The organism is Micromonospora sp. NPDC049529 (assembly GCF_055586685.1).
In genome coordinates this window covers 43,624-64,809 of the sequence record NZ_JBVJHT010000013.1, presented here as the reverse complement: position 1 = coordinate 64,809, position 21,186 = coordinate 43,624, and the positions used below count along the sequence as shown (strand labels likewise).

The window sequence follows — 21,186 nt, the reverse complement described above, 5'->3', positions numbered from 1 at the left end:
CGCAATCTCCGGTCCGCCGCCCGACCGGAGTGGTACGACTGTTCCGAGCGGTCGGAGCGTCGGGCGGTGGCGAACGGGTGGCGATGGAGACGGGGCCGGGCTCCGGGCTGCTCCGTGACCTGGGCCAGCCGAAGGGCGTCACCTACATCGAGCTCTTCTTCGACCTGGTGTTCGTCTTCACGCTGTTCCGGCTCTCCCAGGCGTTGCAGGCCCGGCTGGACTGGGTCGGGGTCTACCAGACGGTGATCCTGCTGATGGCGGTCTGGTGGGTGTGGTCGTACACCAATCTCTTGACCGACACCCTGGACTCGCGGCTGTTGCGCTTGCAGACGCTGGTCATCGCGACCATGTTCGGTGCCCTGGTGATCTCGACCGCCATCCCGGAGGCGTTCGAGCAGCGCGGGCTGCTGTTCGTGATCGCGTACGTGACGATCAACCTGGGGCGCAGTACGGTCCTCGCGTTCGCCCTGCGGCACCACGAGTTGGGCCGCCGGCCACTGCGGGGCGCGGTCTGGTTCGCGGTCTCGGCGCTGCCCTGGTTCGCCGGTGCGCTGGTCGAGGATGGCGGCCGGCTGGTGCTCTGGGGCGTGGCGCTGGTGATCGACTACGTGGCCGCGCTGGTCGGCTGGCCGGTGCCGAAGCTGGGGCGGACGGGCTCGGCGGAGTGGAACCTGGCCGACGAGCACATCGCCGAGCGGTACCGGCTGTTCATCATCATCGCGCTCGGCGAGACGGTCGCGATCACCGGCCGGACCTTCCACGCCAGCGACTTCAGCCTGCACCGGGGAACGGCGTTCGTCCTGGCCTTCTGCGTCACCGTGTCGCTGTACTGGATCTACTTCCACCGTATCCGGGAGAAGTTGGGCCCGGCCTTCTCCGCCGCGCACGAGCCGGGCTACCGCAGTAAGGAAGCCGCCCTGGCTCACCTGATCATGGTGGGTGGCGTGGTCGGCATCACCGTCGGCGACGAGATGGTGATCCTGCATCCGAACGACTCGGCCTCGGTGGCCGGGGTCGCGACCATCCTGGGCGGCCCGGCCCTGTTCCTCGCCGGGCACACGCTGCTCGGACGGCGGGTGTTCACCCGTGCGGCCATGCCCCGCCTGGTCGGGCTGGCGGTGCTGATCCTGGCCGCCCCGGCGATGGTCGGCCTGCCCACGCTGGCGTCCAGCGGACTGGCGGGGGTCGTCCTGGCGGTGGTGGTCGGCTTCGAGATCTCCCAGTCCGGCCCCCGACTCGGCGAGCAGACCCTGCCGCCCCGGCGCTGACGGAACGGGCCGGGCCACCGGGTCTCCCAGTCGACCAGCCGCAGCACCCGGCCACGCGTCCCCGGTCAGAAGTGGTCGAGCAGGTCGGGGAAGGTCGACAGGGTGAGGATCCGGTTGTCGTCGGGATCGAGGTCGGCGTGCTCCAACGCCCACGGGTACGGGTCCGGGATGTAGACCGCGTTCATTCCCGCCGCCCGCGCCGGCAGGATGTCCGACTTCGGGGAGTTGCCGATCATCCAGGTGGTGTCCGGCACCAGCCCGTGCTCGGCCACGACCTGCCGGTACACCTCGACGTTCTTCTCGGTCACGATGTACGTCTGGCGGAAGTGGTGCCCCAGCCCGGACGCGTCGATCTTGCGTTGCTGCTCCTCGGTGTTTCCCTTGGTCAGCAACAGCAGGTCGTGCCGTCGGCCCAGTTCGGTCAGCGTCTCCGCCACCCCCGGTACGAGTTCCACCCGGCGCTCGACCAGCGCCACCGCGAGTTGCTCGATCTGGCGCCGTTCCGCCTCGGTGGCCGGCCGTTCCCGCAGCCGGGCCAGGCAGTCGCCGAGACTGTGCAGGAAGATCGCGCTGCCGTACCCGTGGGTCACCACGTTCGCCCGCTCGATGTCGTCGAGGATGGCGCGGATCTCGACCCGGTCCAGGGTCGGGTGGGCCACCCATTCGAGGAAGTCGTCGATCACCCGCTCGAACAGGATGTTGTTCTCCCAGAGCGTGTCGTCGGCGTCGAAGATAAGCGCCTGTCCGGTGCGTCGCGCACCGATCGTCCCGGTCGGTTCCACGGTTCTCCTCACCATCGTCGGCTCGGGGACTGTACTCAACCGGGTCGGAAACGGCGACGGATTAGTGCCGGAACCCCGGATGTCCGGAACAATTCCCCGACTGAGCCGATCATCAGTTCCGCCCGCCGCCCGGTCGGGTCGGACCATCGACCAGCAGCACAAACAATCCGCCGGCCGGGAGGGCGGCGAATGCGTACGGGCGGTGCATAGATGATCGATTCTTGTCGGCGCCGGAAACGACACACACCGGGCCATGGACCGATCGACCACGCTGGGGTAGCTTCCGCAGCCAAGACCGATGACGGGAGACCGGCAGTGGGAACGTACGCGGTCGTGACGAAGGCACCCCTGACCCGAGTACGCGACGCGGTACACGCGGGCCGGGTCGGTGGTTTCGTCGCACCCGATCCGCTCGGCAGCATCGTGCTGTTCGACTCCCCACCGGGTAGCAGGTCCAGCAGTCGCCGGTTGGCCAGACCCGCCGGCGACCTGGTCCGGCACACCGGTGTGCCGGCCTGGATGCTGCTGGCGAACGAGTCGCTGGCGGAGGCGACGATGCTGACCCCGGACGGCGGGCAGCAGAGCCTCCAGTGGGCGGCGGACTGGCAGCCGCCGGAGGAGCCGGCCGAGTACCTCTCCGACCGCAAGGCCTGGGACGTCTACTGCGGGGAGATCGCCACCGCCTACGGTCACCCGGACCGGGGCGGCGACCTGGCGCTGATCCGCAACGACCCGGTACCCGGTCAACCCCGGCCGCTGGTCGCGGACCTGCTCCGGCGGGTCTGCCGGGTGTTCGACCTGCCGGACGTGGCGGTCGGACGGTCGATGCTCGTCGGCGACGAACCCGGACTCTACGAGGCCGAGCATGTCGACCCGACGCACCGGGGCCTGCTCGGCCGGCTGCTGGCCCGGTCCTGACATGACCGACTCGGCGACGGAGCCCGACGAGACGATCAGCGTGGTCCGGGCCACCGCGTACCGCCTCGGTGTGCTGGCCGGAGCCGGAGCCGGTCCTCTGCCGGTGCTGGCCGAGGCGGACGGCTGGACCCGGCTGCGCCCGACCGACCCCGACGGGGTGGACCTCGGCGGGCTCGCCGTCGCCGCCCGTACCCCCGCCTGCCGGTTGTGGGTCGACGCCGACGGCGGGCTGCGGCTGTCCGCGTACGGGCCGGACGGTGCCTCGGTCGGGCCGCTCGACAACACCTGCGCCGAGTCGGACGCGCTGTCGGTCGCCACCCTGTTCGGGCTGCCGGACGGCGCCGCCGTGCTGCACCGCGCGCTGACCAGCCCGTCGACCGGCTACCACCCGGCGGCCCGGCTCGCCGACGCCTGCCGCGCCCTCGGCCTGCCGCTGGAGTTGCTGACCCCCACCGGGCCCGCACCGGTCACCGTGATCGGGGCGCCGCCGGCCGCACCCGAGGTCGGCGTGGTCCTGGTGTACGCGCCCGCGGTGGTCGCCGCCGCCGACGCCCCGCTGACCACCCAGTCCGCCTGGACGGTACCGGTCGACGCGTTGCGCAGCCTGCACCTCTGGGACGGTCGGGGCAAGCGGGCCAGCCTGGCGCTGGCGGCCGAGGTGCTGGCCGACAAACGCTGGGCCACCCTGGCCTACTGGTGGTCCGAGCGGACCGCCGGTTTCGTGCTGACCCGCCACAGCCGGGTCGCCGGGGCACACGAGTGGGGCGGTGCCGCCCCGGTCACCCCCGAGGCGACCGCGCGGACCGGCCGCCAGTTGGCCGACGAGTTCGGGGTGCCGGAGCAGGCGCTGACCGTCACCGCCCTGCTGCGGCGTACCGACCTGGCACCGGTGGCGGCCCTCACCGAACTGGGGGAACTGCTCGACGTACCGGTCGACGTCATCGGCCGGACCGCCGGGGAGTTGGCGGACTGGGCGGCCACGGTCCCCGGTGCCGTACGCACCGAACGGCTGGGCTTCGCCGCCGCCGTGGTCCACTCCGTACGCGAGTACACGGCGAAGCCGCCACGGGGTGATCACTACCATCCCCGAGCGAGGTGGCGGCGGATCCTCAGCGGGCTGCGCCTGCTGTTGTTCGTACCGATTCTGTCCCTGGTCGTGGCCGGTTGGCTGCGCGGTGAGGTCAGCGGCTGGTGGGTGCTGCTCGGCGTGGTGCTGACGGCGGACGCGGCGTGGGGCGTACGCCCCGGCCGGCGCAGCCGGATGCACGTCAACCGGGGCACCACGTCGACCGGCGGCCGGTCGCCGGGTGCCGGGTGAGTGAGCGGTGACACCCCGCGTTGGTGGCGTCGGCCGGTGTGCCGTCCGGTTCCGCAGGGTATAACCTCGGAGTCGGCAGTGACAGATCGCCATCTATCCGGTCACCTGGCGTTCCCGCTTTCCGTCCCTGCCCATCCCCGACCCGGAAAGCGGTAACCTCTTGCCCTTCGAAGCCCCCGTGTTGTCGCCGGAGGACGAGGCCGCCCGACTGGCGGTCGTACGTCGCTACGAAATACTCGACGCGCCCCGCGACGGCACGTTCGACGAGATCGCCGAGCTGGCCGCGATGGTCTGCGGCACCCCGATCGCCACCGTCACCATCGTCGACGCCGACCGGCTCTGGTTCGCCGCCGCGAAGGGCCTCGACGGTGTCACCGAGCTCGGCACCGAACCGGGCCTGTGCGCCTCGGCCCTCCTCGCCGACGGCCCGTACGTCGTCGACGACGCGGCGCTCGACCCGCGCACCCGCGACCACCCGCTGGTCCGGGGCGAACTCGGGGTGCGGTTCTACGCGGCGGCACCGATCGTCACCGCCGACGGGTTCCGGCTGGGCACGGTCAACGTGATCGACCGCAAACGCCGGCAGGTCACCGGGAACCAGACGGCGGTGCTGACCCAGCTCGCCGCCCTGGTCACGAAGCAGTTGGACCTGCGCCTGGCCGCTATCCTCGCCGTACGCGCGGAGCGGGAACTCGCCGCCGCCGCGCAGCGGCGCGCGGTCGCCGCCACGGCCGACCTGACCACCCGCGTACGCGACGCCGCCTCGGTCCACCGCCGGGTGCCGCACCCGGAGCACTGCCAGCTCGGCGGTGCCCGCAACCCCTGCCCCCGACCGGCGGAGCTGAAGCTCGCCGACTCGTGGGGCGACTCCGCGTGGAGCTGCGCCGAGCACGTCGAAGAGGCCCTGATCAACGTCCGTTCGGTGTTCCTGGCCGACGAGGAACTCGGCGGCCTCGCCGCGTACGTCAACCGCAACTGACCGGGTCCGCTGAGGGTGTCGTTGGCAGGGGTCAGGCCGGTTGGCTGGACGCGACCGCTCGGACTGCCTCGATCACGCTGGTCGTGCGGGGGTCCGGGGCCATCGTGACGCGGAGTCCGTTCATCACGTACCCGAAGGCGATACCGCTGGCCGGATCGGCGTAGCCGAGGGAGCCGCCGTGGCCGGGGAAGCCGAAGGCGGTGGGCGACCACCATGGCTGTTCCGGTAGTGGCAGGCCGAAGCCGAGCGCCGGTCGGGTCGGCACCATCAGCACCCGGTCGACTCCGCTGGCCTGCTCACGGGTGGCGGCGGCGAGAGTGGTCGCGTCGAGGATCCGGACGCCGTCGACCTCGCCGATCAGTCCGGCGTAGAAGCGGGCCAGCGACGAGGCGGTGCAGATGCCGTTGACCGCGGGGATCTCCGCCGCCCAGGTACGTGGCTCGGCGAGGTCGAGCGGCGGGTCGGTCACCATCATCGACCGGACCACCAGCGAGGTTGGATCGGTGTACGCGGCGAGCACCTCCCGCAGCGCCTCCGGGACCACCCCGGCGGTGGTGGGCGGGGCGACCGGTTGATCGACGATTCGAGCGACCCGGTGTGCCTCGGCGGCGGGCAGGCCGATCCAGAAGTCCAGGCCGAGTGGTTTTCCGATCTCGTCGGCGAAGTACGTGCCGAGGGTACGGCCGGAGACGCGGCGTACCACCTCGCCGACCAGCCAGCCGTAGGTGAGCCCGTGGTAGCCGTGTGCGGTGCCCGGCTGCCAGGCGGGTCGCTGGGCGGCCAGCGCGGCGACGACCGGCTCCCAGGCGAGTGCCTCCGCCAGCGGGACCGGACGGTCGAGCACCGGTAGCCCTGCCTGGTGGGAGAGGAGCCAGCGGACCGGAATGATGCCCTTGCCGGCAGCCGCGAATTCTGGCCAGTACTCGGCGACGGGTGCGTTCAGGTCGAGTTGCCCGCGCTGGGCCAGCAGGTGTGCGCAGGCCGCCGGCACGCTCTTGGTGGTCGAGAAGACCACCTGGAGGGTGTCCTCCCGCCAGGCGCGGCCGGTGGTGGGATCGGCGAACCCGCCCCACAGGTGAACCACTTCCCGGCCGTGCCGGTAGAGGCTGAGGGCCGCGCCGATCTCGGACCGCGTGTCGAAGTTCGCCAGGAACGCCTCTCGGACCGGCTCGTAACCCGGTGCCACGGTGCCGCTGACCACGGACATGTGCTCTCCTTCGGGAGTGTCGGGCCCGGACGACGACCAGCCCGGACAACTGGCGTCAGGCTATCCTGACATAGCGAGTCAGGGAACCCTGACATGCATATGCTTGCGGGATGGCGGAGGAGATGGTTCCGGGGCACGCGAACCTCATCGGGTTCCGGTTGCCGGACGGGACGCTGAGTACCGACGCCACCGCACCGGCCGACACCGTCGGCTACCGGGCCCGGTGCGGTTGCGGTTGGGCCGGCGCCAACGACTATCCGGCCGCCGAAGAGGGGCGCTGGATGGCCACCTCCGAGTGGGGCGGACACATCAGGCCGATCCTGGCAGCCACCGCGCCCGGCTGGCTGCTGGGCCGCTCCGACACCCTCCGGGACAACGTCGCCGAGCTCGCCACCACCTGGCCGTTGCAGGCCCTCGGCGTCCTGGCCGAGGTGGAACGTTGGCAACGGCCGCTGATCGAACGGGCCGTGGTGGCGGCCCGGGAGGCCGGGCTCTCCTGGGCCGAGATCGGCAAGGCGCTCGGCATCAGCCGACAGTCGGCACATGAGCGGTTCCGCAACGTCGTACCCTCCAAGCCACCCGCCTAGAGGTCGGCGCCGGCGACGCCCGCGTCACCGACACCCGATCCGATGTCGGATTGGCGGCGTAATCGCACAACCGTTCCGGGTCGACCTGCGTCAATGAGATGACGGTCCCTGATCGGGGGCCGGCATCGTCGCGTCCCGATACGTGCGTGATCACGGTCCGGGGCGGCGCGGGATCGAGAGAGGGAAAGCGCTTGATGGCACGGGGTGGAGACAGTTCTTCCAGGCGAGTGGTGGTGACCGCGGCGGTGGTCGCCGCCACTCTCGGTTTGTCCGGCAGCCCGGTGCTGGCGGCGCCGCAGCCGTCGACACCGGCGACACCGCCACCCGGTCCCGGTGGGCCGGTGCTGCCGGCGGACCGGACGTACACGGTGACGTTGCTGACCGGGGACGTGGTGACCGTTTCGGGGCGGGGGTCGGCCTGCCCGGTGGTGAGTGTGCGGCCGGCGAAGCCGAGCGGGGTCCAGCACCGCAGCTGCGGCGCGGACGGTCACGTACGGGTCGTGCCGGGTGAGGTTGCCGGGCTGGTCGGGTCGGTGCTGGACGAGTCGCTGTTCGACGTGACGGCGCTGATCCTCGACGGCTACGACGACGCGCGTACCGCCGAGTTGCCGCTGATCGTCCGGCCGGGCGGCGGGGCCGGGGCGCGGGCGGCGGGCACGCTCGCCGCCGACCCGATCGCCGCGAACCTCGGCGAACGCCGGGCGCTGCCGACCATCGCCGCCGTCGCCGGCCGGCAGCCGAAGAAGAGCGGGGCGGACTTCATCCGTACGCTGAGCGCCCGCGTCCCCGCCACGGCCGGTGCCCGGTCGGCGGACGCCGGCCCGAAGGTGTGGCTGGACCGTCGGGTGTCCGTGGCAGCCGGCACCACCGCGTTGCTTCCGGCCGCGCCGGACACCGATCGTCATCCTGACACCCGGCGGCTCGACCGGAACCTGACCCAGATCAGCGCGCACGAGGCGTGGCGGAACGGGGTCACCGGCCGGGGGAGCCGGGTCGCGGTGCTCGACACCGGCGCCGACTTCACCCACCCTGACCTGGTCGGGCAGGTGGTCGAGCGGGCCGACTTCACCGTCGAGGGCGGTGACGCGGTCGACGGGCACGGGCACGGCACCCACGTGGCGGCGACGATCGCCGGCAGCGGCGCGGGCGTACCGGGCCAACGACGCGGGGTCGCCCCCGACGCCGACCTGCTGATCGGCAAGGTCCTCACCGACGACGGCTTCGGCAGCGACTCGCAGATCATCGCCGGGATGGAGTGGGCGGCGGCGCGAGCCGACGTGGTCAACATGAGCCTCGGCGGTTGGGAGCCGAGCGACGGTACGGACCCGATGTCCCTCGCCGTCGACAACCTCACCGCCCAGCACGGCACCCTGTTCGTCGTCGCCGCCGGAAACGCCGGCCCGATCCCCGGGCAGATCTCCTCGCCGGCCGCCGCCGGCACCGCGCTCACCGTCGGCGCGGTCGACGGCGCCGACACCCTCGCCGAGTTCTCCGACCGGGGGCCGCTGGTCAACACCAAGGCCGCCAAGCCGGAACTGGTAGCCCCCGGTGTCGACATCATCGCCGCACGGGCCGCCGGTACGACCATGGGCACCCCGGTCGACGCCCGCTACACCGCCTCTTCTGGCACCTCGATGGCCGCCCCGCACGTCGCCGGTGCCGCTGCCCTGCTCGCCCAGCGGCACCCGGGGTGGCGTCCCGACCAACTCAAGGCCGCCCTGGTTGGCGCCGCCGACCCACTGTCGAATGTGGACAGCTACGCCGTGGGAGCCGGTCGGCTCGACGCCGTACGCGGACTCGGCGCGGTGGTCGCCGGGCAGGACGTGGTCGACCTCGGCATCTTCGCCTACCCGCAGTCCGGGACGGCGTCGACCAAACTGAGCTGGGTCAACAACGGCCGAAGCCCGGTCAACCTGAGACTGGGCCTGACCGTGCGGACCAACAGCGGTGTGAACGCGCCGGCCGGCGCCGCCCGGCTCTCGGCCGACCGGCTCACCGTCGGCCGGAACAGCGTCTCGACCGTGACCCTGCGGGTCGACCCGACCCGGCTGGCCGCCCAACCGGGCCTCTACACCGCGACCGTCACCGCCCGGACACCGAACGGCACCTTCGTCGCCAGCACCCCGGTCGCGTTCTTTGTCGAGCCGCGCAGCTTCGACCTGGCACTCAGTGTCACGTCACTGCCCGACGCCGGCCCCGGCATCGACCAGTGGGGCGGGGTGCGGATCGCCAGCATCGACGACCCGGCTCTCTTCAACGACTTCACCAACCTGTCCCCGACCGAGCCGGTGACGATCCGGGTCCCGGCGGGCCGGTACAGCGTCGCCGGCTACCAGGTCGAGGACAACCCGGGAACCGGACTCAGCCGCATGATCCTGGTCGGTGACCCGGACGTGATCGTCGATCGGGACACGACCCTGGTCGCCGACGCCGGCCGGGCCAGCCCGGTCAAGGCGACGCTCGACCAGGTGGCGACCGAGGCCGCCCAGGTCGGCGTCACCTACCGGCAGCGGTCGACGGACGGCACCCTGGTCAGCGAGGACTTCGCGTTCGCCTGGGGCGAGGCCGCGAAAACCTGGGGGGCCTACGCCATGCCGATGGAAAAACCCGGCATCGGCAGCTTCGAGGCGTACGCGAGTGTCAGCCTGCACGCCGCCGGCACCGTACCGACCCCGTTCGTCTACGAGCTGATCCGCGCCCTGCCGGACGGCATCCCGGCCGACCTGTCGTGGCAGGTGAGCGCGGCCGAGCAGACCCAGCTCATCCGGATCGACCAGACCTTCCACACCATGGACACGCCCGACGCGGTCACCAACCACAAGCGGTACGGCCTGACCGCCGACGGTTTCTACCTGCTCGACGCCCAGACCGTCGAGGTGGCGACCACCCGGGTCGACTACCTCACGCCCGGCTTCTCCTACGTGGACGAGGCGTTCTTCTCCGGCGCCTTCGACCTGTTCGACCCGCAGACGATGGTGGTGACCCAGGAGGCGATGCGCGAGTACCCGGCCGGCAGCCGGCAGCAGAAGACCTGGGTACGTCAACCGCTGCGCCCCGACTGGTACGACGACCCGCTGGTTTCCCCAAGCGAGTGTGTGCCGCAGCCGATCCGGCGTACGCAGAGCCTGCTGCGGGTGGACCTGGTCGAGTTGTCCGACCAGCATCAACGGTTCGACTGCATCGGCCCGTGGGACGGCTACTACGAGCTGACCACCCGCAAACTGTCCCTGCACCGCGACGGTGTGCTGATCGGCGAACAGCCGCAGTCGTACGGCGAGTTCGAGATCCCGCAGGCGGCCGGTGACTACCGGCTCACCTACGACCTGGACGCGACGCGGCTGATGACGTTGTCGAGCCGGGTCAACACCGCCTGGACGTTCCGTTCCACCGGCCCGACCGATGCCGGCAGCAGCGTTCCGGTGCCGCTGCTCTCGGTCGACTACGCCCTGCCGCTCGACGCCACGAACCACCCGACCGGCGGTGAGGCCAGCTTCACCGTGCACCAGTCGCACGGCGTGACCCGGCAGAACATCACCTCGTTCACGCTGGAGACCTCCGTCGACGACGGTGCCACCTGGCAGCCGGCGGCCGTACGACCGGGGGGTTCCGAGACCTTCACCGGCGCGCTGCCGCCGGTGTCGGCGGGACAGGCGGTGTCGTTGCGGATCACGGCGACCGGCGACGGCGGCAGCGGAATCGAACAGACGATCATCGGCGCCTACCGGGCCGGCTGACCGACACGACGGGGCCCCGGATCACGAACCGCGATCCGGGGCCCCGCGGCGCAGCAGCCCCCTGATCCGGTCGCGGAACAGGTTGACCAGGACATGCCGTACGTACGCCTCAGGTGCGTCGCGGGCTTTGGACCAGCGGCGCATCGTACGGAGCAGTGCGGTCTGCAACAGGTCCTCGGCGTGCCCACGGTCTCCGGTGAGCAGGTACGCGAGGCGGAGGAACGCTGCCGACCGCTGCTCGACGAACGTGTCGAAGCTCGGATCAACTCTCACGCAGCTAAGAACTCCACCCCCGTACGGGCGGTTGCCACGTCGGAGCGCCCCTCACGAGATCTTCGTACGGACCCAACAACCTCGATATGCAGCTTGCGTTTCTTTCGAATTGAGGCGAGGTTCGGTGCGTGGCGATTCTTCCGGACCGGCTTGACGTGCAGACGATCCTGCCCGACGCGATGGCCAGTAGCGCCGTCCTGGACCTGCTCCGGGTGCTGGGGGACCGGGAGGTGGAGGGAACGCGGGCCGAGCTGCTGGGTGCGGACGGGTCAAGCTCGGTCGAGATACCCGATGCCCTGCGCGAGGTCCTGGTCAGAGGGCTTGAGGCGCTGGCGCAGGGTTACGCGCTGACCGTGGCGCCGCAGCACACCACCCTCACCACGCAGCAGGCCGCCGAGCTCCTGGGGGTCTCGCGGCCAACGCTTACGAGGTTGCTGGACGAGGGAAAGATCCCGCACGACCGCCCGAATAGTCATCGCCGGATCAAGCTCGCGGACCTGCTGGAATACCAGCAACGGAGCCGGCGCGAGCAGCGGGAGTCACTGCACGAACTGACCATCTCCAGCATCGAGACGGGCCTCTACGACCTCGTGTTTCCCACGGACGAGCAAGATCGTGAGGAACGACCGTCGCAGCACGGATATCCCACACCAGAGTGACGGCCCCACGTAAATTGAGGATCAAGATTTGGGATCTTGGAATTTTAGCGTCGCGGGAACGACGTTGTGATTCCAAGATCCCGAATCTTGATCCTGCTTCAGGTGGGCGACGAGATGACTGGGTCGCTACTCTTCCTGGCTCCACTGTTCCGCCAGCACGTCGACCTCGGCGAGGAACGCGGCCAGCTCACTGTCTGTCCGAGGCCCGAGGAGCTTCCACAGCAGCAGCATCTCCGACTCGATGATGAGGTTCGGATCAACCGTCTCCAACGCGGTGGTGTCACCGGTGGTGGCCGAGGTGAGCAACTGTTCCGCGACCGTCGGGTTGAGGTCGAAGCCCGTACCCGCCATCTCCGTACGCGTCTCGGCGACCAGGCTGATCACTGAGGAGGTGGTCGTCGCGGGCCCGAAGTGCTGGCGTACCGCGAGGAAGAAGCCGGCGGCGACAACCAGCCCGAGCTCATCCCAGCCTTCTTCGTCGAGTTGCTCGCAGCGCCGTCGATACGCCTCCGGATCACCCTTGACCAGTTCCCGGATCAGGTCGAGGTAGCTGCTTCGATCGGTCACGCTCTTGTTCCTTTCGTTTCTTCCGCATGTTGGCGGCGTTCAGCGCGGCGGCGACGACTGCGGCTCCCGTGATGATCAGGGCCTGTGCCGCGTCGCCTGGTGCCACAGCGGGGGTTGCCTGCGGCGGTGGTTCCGGTCGAGTCGTGGTGGCGGACGTGCCCTGCGGCCGGGCCGCGCTGAGGAAATCAGTCAACTTCTTGGCCGTCTCGCCCGCAGACTCAGCATTCTGCACGACCCGCTTCGAGAAGCGGCGGAAGCTGCTCGCCGCTCGGTCGCCCTGCTCCAGAAGTTGCTCGCCCGTAGGCATGCTCTCCGGAGCGGACGACCGTGTCGGTGCTGCGCCCGGGGCGATGATGTCGACGTAGGCAGCCAGGTGACCGGCCGCCCTGGATAACAATCGTGCGACCTTGGCGGCCTTCTCGCCGGCCGCTTCGCTCTCGTCGATCGCCCGACGGATTTCTGCGTGAGTAGCGCCCACACCCGCCTGGGTGAAATTCGCATGTGCAGCGGAGATCTCGGCTTCGGTGCGGCTTGCGGAGACAGCCGCCTGGTCGAGGCGTTCGATGAGGGCGTTCAACCGCGCCACGACCTCGCCGACGTTGCTCATCCCAATGCCGTCAGGTAGTGGCTCGCACCGTCGTCGCTCGCGTCCAGACGGCGGATCGTCAACTCTGTCTCGCGGATCGCCTGCTTGAGGTTGGAGAGAGCCGCCTCCACCTCGGCATGACGGCTGTCATGGCAGGTAGCCTGCGCTTCGTCGGTTGCCTCGGCGGTGTCGGCGGCGACTTGTTCGATCATCTGCCGTGCCTGACCGATGGAGTCGCGGCCCTGTCGAAGGATCGCCTTGACGTCCTCGATGCTCACCTGTTGATCATCCGCCTTTCCTTCCCGCGCCGGGTGCGAGGCAGGACAGGTGGCAGCAGTCTTCGTACACGGGTCCACCACACAGCCGCGAAAAGACTAACGAAAGCGCTAACGGTCCGCTGTCCGCGAAATGACGCGATCCGTTCCTCGCCCGCCAGCTCGGTACGGAGAGCGACTCGCGTCACGTCGCCGAGAAACTGATCTTGCTGGAGGTGGTCGTTGAGTACCGATCAAGGGTGCGCTGGTGTGCGTCTTTGTCGTACGCGTCCGGTAGACCATGCCGGTATTGCCGAAACTCAGGAGTGATTATGTCTAAGTTGGTTGATCGTCTCATTGCCGCGGTTGACGATGATCGTCAAGACGCGGGGATCGCGTTCAACGCGGTCTATCAGCCGGTGGGCGGTCCGGGCGGGAAGATCATGCCGCCGACCTTCCCGATTCCCGATCATGAAACCCGGGCCGCGCAGCGTGAGGGACGGCTGCCGAGGCCGTACGTGTTCGAGCAGCGCCTAGTCGACGGGGAGCGGCGGGACACCGTCGTGGTGGACCAGGTGCCCTCGCAGGCCAACCGGGTCGAGGAAGCGCTGCTCGTCGCGCGTGACGGTGGCCGGTTCGACCTGCCGATGTTCGAGCTGGTCATGAAGGAGGAGGGGATCAGGCTCACCTCGCTCGACTTCCCTCACCGGTACGCGGACGCGTACCTGCGGGACAGTGAGGTTGGCGGGGTCCGGTTCGACCGCAGCGAGATCGGGCGAGAGCTGCGCTCGGCGACGGCAACCGACGTACGACCGCTTTATCGGCGGGAGCCGTACTCGTTGCTGTTCGGGGCCTGGGACTCGCACCGCAAGGGACGGTGGCCGAAGTTCGCCCGGATCTACTCGTCCACCATGTTCGGCACCGAATGGTTGGAGGGGGAGCGGCGGGCCGGACGGCTCGACCCGTCGAACCTGACCGGCGCCATCGACGACAAGACCAAGCAGGAGGGCGACTGGCGGTTCCTGCCCGAGGGCACCAAGGCCAAGGGCGGCAAGCTCAGCGAGATCGGGCACGGCCACATCGCGCCGAACACCACCCACGGCGGAGTGACGGTCCGGGAGGTACGCCGCCAGGGCTGGATCTCCCTCGCCGGGCTGGAACGGCTGCGCTTCGGGGACGCGACCGTGGAGGCGGCGACCCTGGCCAGGGCGACGCTGGCGGCGTTGGCACTCGTCGGAGACCGGTTGACGTTCGGTCGGCCGTCGCTGTGGCTGCGCTCCGGCTGCGACCTGACCAGGATCTCCGAGACGGTCTACTTCGAGCGCGACGGTGGCGAGCGGGAGCCGATCGAGGTGAGCAGCGCCGAGGCCATCGCCGCCTTCGTCGCACTACGCGACCGCGCCACGGCGGCCGGGATCGTGATGGACTCGGACGTGGTGCCGATCGCCCCGACCAGGCAGTTGGCCGACGCGATCCGCTTCGCGGTGACCTCGGCCGTCGGGGACGGGGAATAGTCCGGTGGCACTGAGTATCACCGTGCGGCTGCGCGACGGCCGCTACGACGCGGCGGACCTGGCGGACCGGATGGAGTGGCCGCCGCATCCCGCCCGACTGTTCTGCGCCCTGCTCGCCTCGGCCGAACCCGATACGTCCGCGCCGGGCTTCGCGGCCGACGACGCCGCCCTGCGCTGGTTGGAGCAGGCCGGACCACCGCTGGTGCTGGCGGACCCGGTCGACCGGGTCACCGCCTCCGTCCGGAGCGGCTTCGTGGTGACGAACGCGACCGACAGCGGAGCCGGCAGCACCCGCTGGCCGGGGCGTACGAATCGGTTGAGTACCCGGACCGGCGTGTTGCCGGCCGTTGACCAGGTGGCTTTCGTGTGGCCGGACGCGACCGCCGACGACGGGGTGCTGTGGCGACTGAGCCGGCTCGCCCGGCGGGTGCCGTACCTCGGTCGGTCGACCTCGTCGGCGGAGGTGGACGTACGGGACGAGGTGGTGGAGTCGCGGTCGTCGTGGGTGACGTACCGGCCGACCCGGCTCGGCGCGGCGGGTGCGCTGGCGCTGAGGGTGCCGTACGCCGGCTACACCGACCAGCTGCGGGCGGCGTACGCACAGGGCGAGCGGGCCTGGCAGATGTCTCGGGCCATCGACTACACCACGGGTGCCGAACCGGTGGCGGAGACGGCTGCGACCAGCGCGGACGGGCCGTACCGGGAGATGCTGGTCTGGCCGGCGGAGCGGGGTCGGGTGCCGGTCCAGGGCGACCGGCTGCTCACCGTCACCGACATTCTGCGCCGGGCGGTGCTGGACCGGGTCGCGGATCCGGTGCCACCGCAGGCGAGCGGGCACGGCGCCGACGGCCGACCGCATGTCGGCTACCTGCCGTTGCTTGACGTCGGGCACCGGCACGCCGACGGGCACCTGCTCGGGGTGGCGGTGGCGATCCCCGGTGACCTGCCGGACGCGGACCGGATCGCGGTGCTGCGGGGCCTGCTCGGCGACGATGGCGAGAACCCGATCAGGGTGCTCCGGGCCGGCGCCGAGGGAGTGTTCCGGTTCGGTGATCCGGCCGAGCCGCCGGCAACCTGGGGACTGCGTCCGGACCGGTGGATGGGGCAGGCTGCGGGTGCACGGCGCTGGGTGTCGGTGACGCCGATGATGCTGGACCGCTACCCCGGTCGGAAGGACCCGGCCGAGGTGCTGGCCGACGGTTTCGTGATCGCCGGTTATCCACGGCCGGAGTCGGTGACCGTGCTGGAGGCCCCACTCGTACGCGGCGCGGTGCGGCTGCCCCGGCGCGGCACCGTACCCGCAGGGCGGCCCCGACGCCCGTTCGTGCACTGCCGGGTCGAGTTCGCCACCCCGGTACGTGGCCCGGTCATCGCCGGGGCACTGCGTTACCTGGGCTGCGGCCTGTTCGTGCCGGAGGTGCCCGATGCCCGCTCCTGACCAGGACCAACAGACCGACCCGATCGAGCTGTTCGCCAAGTTCGTCCACGAGGTGCACGGCGACCCGACCGCCCCACCAGAGGATCACCGCAAACCGTTCCCGTGGCAGTCCGCGTTGCTGCGCCGGATTCTCACCGAGGGCCGCTGGCCGGATGTGATCGACGTACCGACCGGGCTGGGCAAGACGTCCGTGCTCGATGTGGCGGTGTTCGTGGCGGCGTTGCGCCCCGAGCTGGCGAAACGTCGTACGTTCTTCGTGGTTGACCGCCGGCTCGTGGTGGACGAGGCACACGAGCACGCCACCCGATTGCAGGAGGCGTTACGGAAGGCAGCCACTCCGGTCTGTGCCCGGGTCGCAAGAGCGTTGCGGGTCGACGGGGACGACGACGGTGAGGTGCTGACGGTTACCCGGATGCGCGGCGGTGTGACCTGGGACCGGATCTGGTTGGAACGCCCCGACCGGCACGCGATCGTCACCGGCACCATCGACCAGGTCGGCAGCCGCCTGCTGTTCCGCGGCTACGGCGTCACCGAGTACGGCCGCAGCATCGACGCCGCCCTCGTCGGCACCGACAGTCTGATCATCGTGGACGAGGCGCATCTCGCGGACGCGTTCCGCACCACCGTCACCGCCGCGCTCGACCTGGACCGGTGGCCGCTGGAACTCGGCAACCAGCCAACGAAGGCAAAGCCGACCCTGGTCACCATGTCGGCCACCACCTCGAAGGACGGCACCGACGGAACCGGTCGGGAGATCACCGTGCACGGCATCAGCAAAGCCGACGAGGAGGACGAGGTAGCCAGGCGTCGGCTGTGGGCGCGGAAGCGGCTGCGGCTGGTCGAGGTACCGACGACGAAGAAGAAGGCGAACGCTGACGTACCCCGGGCCTTGGCCGACCTGGCGTTGCACCTGGCGCCGCAGGGTGTGGTCGGGGTGGTGGTCAACACCGTGTCCCGCGCCCGCGCGGTGTTCGAACTGCTCGACGGCCAGGTGGAGGCGATCCTGCTGACCGGCCGCAGCCGGCCCGTCGACCGGGAACTCCTGCTCGCCCGCTACTACGGGCGGATCAAGGTCGGGCGCGACTATGACGACCGGCGGCCGTTCGTCATCATCGCCACCCAGACGATCGAGGTCGGGGCGAACATCGACCTGGACGCACTGGTCACCGAGTCGGCGTCGCTGGCGGCCCTGGTCCAGCGACTCGGCCGGCTCAACCGGCTCGGGCTCCGCGACGTCCCGGCACCGGCCTACGTCGTGCACGACAGCACCGTGGACGCGGAGGACTACGTCTACCGGGAAGCCCGCCTCGCCACCTGGCAGTGGCTCGCTGGTCAGGCACCGGTCGGCACGGTGAAGAACCTCGCGGCGGCCGAGAGCGGGCTGAATGCCGCGCCCGCCGCGCTGCGCACCCTGGCCGCCGCCGCACCACCGGAGACGGGCAGGGTACGGGAGGAGGTGGTGCCGTACCTGTTCCCGGCGACCCTGGACACCTGGACGCGTACGTCTCCGGTGCCGCATCCGGATCCGCCGGTCGCGCCGTACCTGCACGGCCTCGTTGACGAGGTTCCGCCGGTCACCGTCGTCTGGCGCACCGGAATGCCGTCCGAGCAGCCGGAACGTTGGTCGGCGGTGGTCGACCTCGTCCAGCCGGTGACGGAGGAGACGATTGACATCCCGGTCCGCGAGGTGCGCCGCTGGCTGCTGGAAGAGACCGACGCGGAGCCGGTTGCCGACATCGACGTACCGGAGCCGACCGAGGTCGAGGAATCCGGGACGGCGGCCCAGCCGGTGCCGCCCGCGCGGCAACGGGCACCGCGCTCACGCGACGAGCGCGGTCACCCACGGGTGTTGCGTTACCCGCGCCGGGGCGACGGCGAGGTGATCATCGCCCAGCAGATCCGGCCCGGTGACACGATCGTGGTGCCGGTCGAATACGGCGGCTGTGACCGCTTCGGCTGGCACCCGGACAGTGAAACCCCTGTGGTCGACGTGGCGGACCTGGCCGACCGGCGACGCGGCCCGATCCTGCGGGTCGGCCCGCACCTGCGGAAACTCGCCGCCTACCTCACCGTGCCGACCCCGGCCGCCGACTCCGAACCCACATCCGACCCATCGGGTACGGAAACCAGCGCGCCCGACCAACGCGACGCGCTCAACAACCTGCTCGCCTTCGCCATCACCGACCCGGACGCGGACAAACCCCACGGGTACGCGGACCGGCTGAACGCCGTTGCCGACAGCCTGGCGGACGACAACCCGTTGGGCCAGGCACTGCGCTCACTGCTCAGGCCCGACCCGTCAGACAAGCAGACTGAGCAGGAAAAACTCTCCAAGCTCACGGTGACGCCGACCCGGCAACTCGACCCCACGACCGGGAAGTTCTGGATCCCCGAGTTCCCGATCGTGCTGTCTGCCGACCGCCGCCGCCAGGCCGACGACGACTCGGAAACCGGCAGCTCCAGCACCGCCTATCCGGGTCGCCGCATCGGCCTCGTCCCTCATCAGGAGGCGGTGGCCGCCCGTGCCGGTGAAATGGCCGAACACCTCGGGTTGAATCCCCGGCTAGCGGAAAGCGTCAGGATCGCCGCGCTCTGGCACGACGAGGGAAAACGCGACATCCGGTTCCAGACCATGTTGCATGGGGGGCGCCGCGCCGCAGCCGAGTTGGCAAGGGAACCGTTGGCCAAGTCGGGAATCGACCCAACCAACCTGGCGGAGCGCCGCCGCGCCCGCAGAGCCGCGAAGTATCCGCCAGGGATGCGGCACGAGGCGTTGTCCGCGCGGATTGCCGCACTGCGTCTGGCCGAGCACCCGAAGGAAGTGGATCCGGCGCTGGTCCTGCACCTGATCGCCAGCCATCACGGGCGCAGCCGTGGCCTGCTGCCACCCGCTGTGGACCCTGAACCGGTGAAGGTTGTCGTGCCAGGACTACCGGTCCTCAGCACTGAGGAGACGGTCGAGTGGCAGTCGCCGACCCAGTTCGACCAGCTCAACTCCGAGTACGGCCGCTGGGGGCTGGCACTGCTGGAAACCGTCGTACGTCTGGCCGACATCTGGTGTTCGGCGCGGGACGAGGAGGTTCGCTCATGACGTACACGGTGGAGTTGGCGGCACTCGACGGCCGGGACGCGCTCGGCTTCCTGGCGTCGCTCGGCGTGGTGCGGCTGTTGCGCGACGAAGCGCGGGTCGACGCGCGGCTGTCCTACGACGAGACCAGCGGCTGCGCACTGCTGCACAGCCCGCTCGCCACCGTCGAGGAAATCGTGGACGCCCTGGTACGCGTGATCGGCACGATCCCCGACGGCGGCGTCATCCCCGGCGTACCGCCGATCTTCCCGCTTTCGAAGATTGGCGTCGCACCTGACCCGATGCGGGTGCCACGCGAGGAGTTCCGGACACTCGTCAGCGACCTGGTCAGCAGGCATCCTGAGTCGGCGTTGAGCCGTTGGCTTTCGGCGCTGGTGACCGATCTCGCGGTTGACGGGAAGGGGCGGGCGGCGCTCACCCCGTTCTGCGCGCCGGCCGGACAGCAAAGCCTCCGGTCGTTCTTCAGTAAGCCACTCGAAGAGGTACGGAAGGACCCGCCGACCTTGATCCGGGAGGCACTGACCCGGTGGCGGCGGGTCGACGGTTACACCGGTGAATACCTCGACTACCGGGTGCTGCGTAGCGCCGCCGACCATCCGAGCGGGGTGTCGGTCGAGGCTGGCGTACCGGGCGCGACCTGGCTCGCCATCATGGCCCTACCGTTGCTGCGCCTGACCGGAAACGGCAGCACCGTCCAGGCCACGCTCTGGCACACCGTCCCCGGTCGACGGCAACCCGTCATGACCTGGCCCCTCTGGAGGCAACCACTCGACACGACCGGGATCACGACCCTCCTGGAACATCCCGACGTACGTCCGGGAGCCGTCGCCAAGGAGGTCACCGTGAGCCGGAGCTGCTGGCAGCCGCTCGGCGTGTTCGCCGTCGCCGGGGCAGCCCGACGCCCAATCGAGGGCCGCAAGTCAGCCGGCGTCCTAGCCCCGATCCCGATCCGCACCACCACCACCCGATAGGCCCTCCGGCCACAAGAGCCCAACAGCTCGTACGCGAGCGACCGTCGCTTGACAATTGCATAGCTTGTCCGATTTGTTCTCGCACCTCGGAACCCTAGGCTCACACGATTTCCCTGGGAGGTTCCGAACCAAGATTTACGGACAAGGCGGTTGAATCGAACAAAGGCCCCGTAGATCCATGCTGGTGAGCATCTATATGTGCAGCTCACGAAGCCTCACGCCGGTCGTTCGCGATCGGCCTCCATTGCGACTCCTTGGGAGGGGAAACCCGACCATAGCAGAAAGGCCCTCACGCCGGTCGTTCGCGATCGGCCTCCATTGCGACCGCCCAATTGATGTAGTCATCATCGGTCGGACCGGCTCACGCCGGTCGTTCGCGATCGGCCTCCATTGCGACAGGGTGCTCCACGCGCTGGAAGTAGAGAGTCTCGCCCCTCACGCCGGTCGTTCGCGATCGGCCTCCATTGCGACTCGTCGGCGCCGGCCGCCGCCGCGTCCAGGTCGTCAACTCACGCCGGTCGTTCGCGATCGGCCTCCATTGCGACCACGATGGCGAAGTCCTGCTGACCCTCACCCATGTGCTCACGCCGGTCGTTCGCGATCGGCCTCCATTGCGACGTAAATGTGTCCGCCTAGATAGACGTGGTCGTAACCACTCACGCCGGTCGTTCGCGATCGGCCTCCATTGCGACTGCGAACGGATTGGGCGTCCCTGATCGAGACCGCATACTCACGCCGGTCGTTCGCGATCGGCCTCCATTGCGACTCGCTGATGGACAGTTGTCCGCGGTACAGCGCCTCACCTCACGCCGGTCGTTCGCGATCGGCCTCCATTGCGACTCCACCGACCTGATCAACGGGCTCCGCAACGGGGACCGCTCACGCCGGTCGTTCGCGATCGGCCTCCATTGCGACACTGCCCCGGCGGCCGTGGTGGAGCCGGGGGCGGGTCTCACGCCGGTCGTTCGCGATCGGCCTCCATTGCGACCCGGTCGCGCCGCTGGCCGACCACATCAGCCGGTTGCTCACGCCGGTCGTTCGCG

The 21,186-nt window shown here is 70.1% G+C and carries 17 protein-coding genes and 1 CRISPR repeat array (1 of these 18 only partly in view); of the genes, 11 read left to right on the top strand and 6 right to left on the bottom strand.

The window, feature by feature from the left end; translation table 11 throughout:
- The first annotated feature begins 83 nt into the window (after window positions 1–83).
- On the top strand, window positions 84–1,268 hold the full coding sequence (locus ACZ6QQ_RS23345; protein ID WP_465879279.1) for a low temperature requirement protein A: 1,185 nt from the start codon (window positions 84–86) through the stop codon (window positions 1,266–1,268).
- A gap of 65 nt (window positions 1,269–1,333) precedes the next feature.
- Here the strand turns inward: ACZ6QQ_RS23345 and ACZ6QQ_RS23340 are convergent, their stop codons facing one another.
- Window positions 1,334–2,065: an HAD family hydrolase gene (locus ACZ6QQ_RS23340; protein WP_465879019.1), complete on the bottom strand. Its 732-nt coding sequence runs from the start codon at window positions 2,063–2,065 to the stop codon at window positions 1,334–1,336.
- A 318-nt stretch (window positions 2,066–2,383) separates the two neighbouring features.
- On the opposite strand from ACZ6QQ_RS23340, the gene ACZ6QQ_RS23335 reads away from it, so the two are divergent.
- The 3 genes from ACZ6QQ_RS23335 (at window position 2,384) to ACZ6QQ_RS23325 (ending at window position 5,265) form a co-directional block, all read left to right on the top strand.
- On the top strand, window positions 2,384–2,968 hold the full coding sequence (locus tag ACZ6QQ_RS23335; RefSeq protein ID WP_465879017.1) for a hypothetical protein: 585 nt from the start codon (window positions 2,384–2,386) through the stop codon (window positions 2,966–2,968).
- A gap of 1 nt (window position 2,969) precedes the next feature.
- The gene (locus tag ACZ6QQ_RS23330; protein WP_465879015.1) at window positions 2,970–4,286 is read left to right on the top strand and encodes a hypothetical protein; all 1,317 of its coding nucleotides are present in this window, start codon (window positions 2,970–2,972) and stop codon (window positions 4,284–4,286) included.
- Between the two features lie 178 nt (window positions 4,287–4,464).
- Window positions 4,465–5,265 carry a GAF domain-containing protein gene (locus tag ACZ6QQ_RS23325; protein WP_465879013.1) on the top strand — a complete coding sequence of 267 codons (801 nt, stop codon included), beginning with the start codon at window positions 4,465–4,467 and terminating at the stop codon, window positions 5,263–5,265.
- A gap of 31 nt (window positions 5,266–5,296) precedes the next feature.
- On the opposite strand, the gene ACZ6QQ_RS23320 is transcribed toward ACZ6QQ_RS23325, so the two are convergent.
- Complete coding sequence (locus ACZ6QQ_RS23320; RefSeq protein ID WP_465879011.1) at window positions 5,297–6,472, bottom strand: serine hydrolase domain-containing protein; 1,176 nt, start codon at window positions 6,470–6,472, stop codon at window positions 5,297–5,299.
- A 110-nt stretch (window positions 6,473–6,582) separates the two neighbouring features.
- On the opposite strand from ACZ6QQ_RS23320, the gene ACZ6QQ_RS23315 reads away from it, so the two are divergent.
- Window positions 6,583–7,059 (top strand): hypothetical protein, encoded by a 477-nt coding sequence (locus ACZ6QQ_RS23315; RefSeq protein WP_465879010.1) that lies wholly within the window; start codon window positions 6,583–6,585, stop codon window positions 7,057–7,059.
- Between the two features lie 233 nt (window positions 7,060–7,292).
- On the top strand, window positions 7,293–10,793 hold the full coding sequence (locus ACZ6QQ_RS23310) for a S8 family serine peptidase (protein WP_465879009.1): 3,501 nt from the start codon (window positions 7,293–7,295) through the stop codon (window positions 10,791–10,793).
- Between the two features lie 21 nt (window positions 10,794–10,814).
- Here the strand turns inward: ACZ6QQ_RS23310 and ACZ6QQ_RS23305 are convergent, their stop codons facing one another.
- Window positions 10,815–11,066: a sigma factor gene (locus ACZ6QQ_RS23305; protein ID WP_465879008.1), complete on the bottom strand. Its 252-nt coding sequence runs from the start codon at window positions 11,064–11,066 to the stop codon at window positions 10,815–10,817.
- 128 nt (window positions 11,067–11,194) lie between these two features.
- Between ACZ6QQ_RS23305 and ACZ6QQ_RS23300 the strand changes: the two genes are divergently transcribed.
- On the top strand, window positions 11,195–11,725 hold the full coding sequence (locus tag ACZ6QQ_RS23300) for a helix-turn-helix domain-containing protein (RefSeq protein ID WP_465879006.1): 531 nt from the start codon (window positions 11,195–11,197) through the stop codon (window positions 11,723–11,725).
- A 126-nt stretch (window positions 11,726–11,851) separates the two neighbouring features.
- Here the strand turns inward: ACZ6QQ_RS23300 and ACZ6QQ_RS23295 are convergent, their stop codons facing one another.
- The 3 genes from ACZ6QQ_RS23295 to ACZ6QQ_RS23285 are packed head-to-tail and all read right to left on the bottom strand — an operon-like array spanning window position 11,852 to window position 13,156.
- Complete coding sequence (locus ACZ6QQ_RS23295; protein ID WP_465879004.1) at window positions 11,852–12,292, bottom strand: hypothetical protein; 441 nt, start codon at window positions 12,290–12,292, stop codon at window positions 11,852–11,854.
- Window positions 12,240–12,899: a hypothetical protein gene (locus ACZ6QQ_RS23290; protein WP_465879003.1), complete on the bottom strand. Its 660-nt coding sequence runs from the start codon at window positions 12,897–12,899 to the stop codon at window positions 12,240–12,242. Before ACZ6QQ_RS23290 ends, ACZ6QQ_RS23295 begins: the two co-directional genes overlap by 53 nt.
- Complete coding sequence (locus tag ACZ6QQ_RS23285) at window positions 12,896–13,156, bottom strand: hypothetical protein (protein ID WP_465879001.1); 261 nt, start codon at window positions 13,154–13,156, stop codon at window positions 12,896–12,898. Before ACZ6QQ_RS23285 ends, ACZ6QQ_RS23290 begins: the two co-directional genes overlap by 4 nt.
- Before the next feature lie 302 nt (window positions 13,157–13,458).
- On the opposite strand from ACZ6QQ_RS23285, the gene cas7g reads away from it, so the two are divergent.
- From cas7g to ACZ6QQ_RS23265, 4 genes are read left to right on the top strand one after another with little or no spacing between them, the layout of a single operon-like run.
- Complete coding sequence (gene cas7g, locus ACZ6QQ_RS23280; protein WP_465878998.1) at window positions 13,459–14,646, top strand: type I-G CRISPR-associated RAMP protein Csb1/Cas7g; 1,188 nt, start codon at window positions 13,459–13,461, stop codon at window positions 14,644–14,646.
- A 4-nt stretch (window positions 14,647–14,650) separates the two neighbouring features.
- A complete protein-coding gene (csb2, locus tag ACZ6QQ_RS23275; RefSeq protein WP_465878996.1) occupies window positions 14,651–16,084 on the top strand; it encodes a type I-G CRISPR-associated protein Csb2 in 1,434 nt (477 codons plus the stop codon).
- Complete coding sequence (gene cas3g / locus ACZ6QQ_RS23270) at window positions 16,071–19,175, top strand: type I-G CRISPR-associated helicase/endonuclease Cas3g (protein WP_465878995.1); 3,105 nt, start codon at window positions 16,071–16,073, stop codon at window positions 19,173–19,175. The genes csb2 and cas3g overlap by 14 nt, the downstream gene beginning before the upstream one ends.
- Window positions 19,172–20,143 (top strand): type I-G CRISPR-associated protein, Cas3-extension family, encoded by a 972-nt coding sequence (locus ACZ6QQ_RS23265; protein ID WP_465878994.1) that lies wholly within the window; start codon window positions 19,172–19,174, stop codon window positions 20,141–20,143. Before cas3g ends, ACZ6QQ_RS23265 begins: the two co-directional genes overlap by 4 nt.
- A gap of 214 nt (window positions 20,144–20,357) precedes the next feature.
- Window positions 20,358–21,186: a CRISPR direct-repeat array (repeat unit 37 nt; unit sequence CTCACGCCGGTCGTTCGCGATCGGCCTCCATTGCGAC); it runs 1,944 nt beyond the window's last position.